Here is a 1,463-nt window from a genome sequence, read left to right as displayed (position 1 = left end):
AAATCGAACAGATCCTGGGCGTACGCGAAGTGGACTGCGGCATCGACGCGGTCGGCTTCGAAGCCCGTGGCCACGGAGGCGGAGCCGGCGCCCAAGAAGCTCCGGCGACGGTGCTGAACTCCCTGATGGATCTCACCGCCGCCGGTGGTTCGCTGGGCATCCCGGGCTTGTATGTCACCGGGGACCCCGGGGCCGCGGACGAGGCGGCGAAGAAGGGCAGCCTGTCCCTGTCGCTGGGCACCGGCTGGGCCAAGTCCCTGTCCTTCACCACCGGCCAATGCCCGGTGATGAAGTACAACCGCCAGCTGATGATGGCCATCCTGCACGATCGGATCCACATCGCCAAGGCGGTCAACGCGCAGGCGATCTCCCTGACCGATGCACCGCGCGGCTACGCGGAGTTCGATGCCGGCGCAGCCACCAAGTACGTCCTGGACCCTCATGGCTACCTCTCCGCGTAGTCATCCACCATCCCCACCAGTAGGAGCAGTGCCATGTCATTGAATCTCGCGGATGCCCGCACCATTATTACCGCCGCCGAGGCGAAAGCCACCGAAATCGGCCAGCCCATGAACATCGCTGTCGTCGACGCCGGAGGGAACCTCGTCTCCCATGTCCGGATGGACGGGGCGTGGCTGGGCAGCATCGATATTTCCATCAATAAGGCCTTCACCGCGCGTGCCTTCGACCTGCCGACCAAGGATCTTGCGGATAACGCGCAGCCGACCCAGCAGTTCTACGGCATCCATGCGTCAAACCACGGGCGCATCATGATTTTCGCCGGAGGCATCCCAGTGAAACGTGACGGTGTGGTCGTCGGTGCCATCGGGGTCAGCGGCGGGGCCGGAGACCAGGACCAGTCCGTGGCGGAGGCCGGCAGCACCGCTCTCTAACTGAACCGGGCGGTTCCCCACCGGCGTCGATGCAGACTGCACGGTTGACTGTGGGGGTGCCACAGCCGACGCTGCCCAGAGCATTTTAGATCCTTGACCCACAGCGGGTGAGGCACCTACCGGGCATAACAAAGACACTGGCCCCACCTTTACGGTGGGGCCAGTGCTTTGTTGCTATTAGTTCTGCTAGGAGACCGATTCATCCGATGGCACGGCAGATTCCGGCTCGTAGTCCGACTCATCCGATGGCACTGCTGGTGTCGGCGCAAAAACTGGCGCCGAGAACGTCGAAGGGGCCGTCTCTGCGGTTTTTCCCGTGCTATTGAGGAGGCCGGAGAGCATTCCGGCGATATCAATATCGGTGCTGCCCTTGATCATGGCAAGTCCCTCGGTGACCACGCGGTTCGCCTGCTTAACGGCATCCGAAGCACCGTCTGAACTGATCACCGTGTAGTTGTCGATACCTGCCACGGCATCCGAACTGGCCTTGACGATCTCCGGCAACGCGCTGATTGCCAAGAACGCCAGTGAGGCTTCGTTGTGACCGGTCAGTGCCACGGCCTTGGCATC

2 protein-coding genes and 1 pseudogene are annotated in these 1,463 nt (G+C 62.8%); 2 read left to right on the top strand and 1 reads right to left on the bottom strand.

Annotation, left to right across the window (positions count from 1 at the left end; translation table 11 throughout):
• Together B879_RS23720 and B879_RS23715 are read left to right on the top strand one after the other, a co-directional pair.
• Nucleotides 1-461 (top strand): annotated as a pseudogene (locus B879_RS23720) (formaldehyde dehydrogenase, glutathione-independent); the annotation flags it as partial.
• 33 nt (nucleotides 462-494) lie between these two features.
• Entirely contained in the window at nucleotides 495-893 is a 399-nt protein-coding gene (locus B879_RS23715; protein ID WP_007271086.1) for a GlcG/HbpS family heme-binding protein, read from the top strand.
• Between the two features lie 186 nt (nucleotides 894-1,079).
• On the opposite strand, the gene B879_RS23710 is transcribed toward B879_RS23715, so the two are convergent.
• A partial coding sequence (locus B879_RS23710; RefSeq protein ID WP_040401512.1) for a hypothetical protein occupies nucleotides 1,080-1,463 on the bottom strand: 384 nt, incomplete at its 5' end.

This window comes from Cecembia lonarensis LW9, assembly GCF_000298295.1.
In the GTDB taxonomy this organism is placed as follows: Bacteria; Bacteroidota; Bacteroidia; order Cytophagales; family Cyclobacteriaceae; genus Cecembia; species Cecembia lonarensis.
The sequence above is the reverse complement of the archived record's forward strand: the minus strand, read 5'-3'. Positions and strand labels throughout refer to the sequence as shown.

What these genes read in the sequence shown, in the direction of transcription:
- B879_RS23715 (WP_007271086.1), top strand. Translation starts at nt 495, where the DNA reads ATGTCATTGAATCTCGCGGATGCCCGCACCATTATTACCGCCGCCGAG.